Annotated in this window: 1 protein-coding gene; it reads right to left on the bottom strand. The window is 54.2% G+C overall.

From position 1 onward, the window contains the following. Positions 1-103: 103 nt before the first annotated feature. Positions 104-526, bottom strand: a complete 423-nt coding sequence (locus EK369_RS22690) for a primase C-terminal domain-containing protein (RefSeq protein WP_268920626.1) — start codon at positions 524-526, stop codon at positions 104-106. Positions 527-554 lie beyond the last annotated feature (28 nt).

Raw genomic sequence — 554 nt, 5'->3', positions numbered from 1 at the left:
GCACACCTGACGAACAAACTCCTGGCTTTTGCATTGAGCCTTGATTTCAGCAGCCACTCCAGCAACGAGGGCTCTCCTGCGAAAATACGTAAACATCGTCCACCTATCGCTTAATCCAGTTACTGATTGTTTTTTGGCTCAGCCCCACAGCCTGGGCAATTTCACGCTGAGAAGCTCCCTGAGTCACCATTACTCTTACCTTAGGCATGAGGTTATCTCGATGCTTTTCACCCTTCCTGCGGCCTCTCTGAGACTGTACAGCAGCAAATCCAGCCGGAGATAAGTGTTGATGCGTCCACTTGGCTACACTCTTTGCAGTAGCTCGTACCTCGCTCTCGGGCAGCGGAGCTTCAAAATCGTTATAGGCCCGTGCGCGAGTCAGCACAGCTTCATGCCATCGCTCGTACTCTGGCCACCCCTGCCGTATCGCCTTGTAAGCCCACTGCCTCAAGGACTCAAACAGCGTGCAGTTACGGCCTAGGCCGTATGCAGCACTGTTAGCGGCTTCGCGGGGCTTAGCGCTCAGATCGAGCCACCCTTCAAAATCCGCTAGC

The organism is Shimia sediminis (genome assembly GCF_003990645.1).
GTDB lineage: Bacteria > Pseudomonadota > Alphaproteobacteria > Rhodobacterales > Rhodobacteraceae > Shimia > Shimia sediminis.
This window is presented reverse-complemented; position numbering and strand designations above follow the sequence as displayed.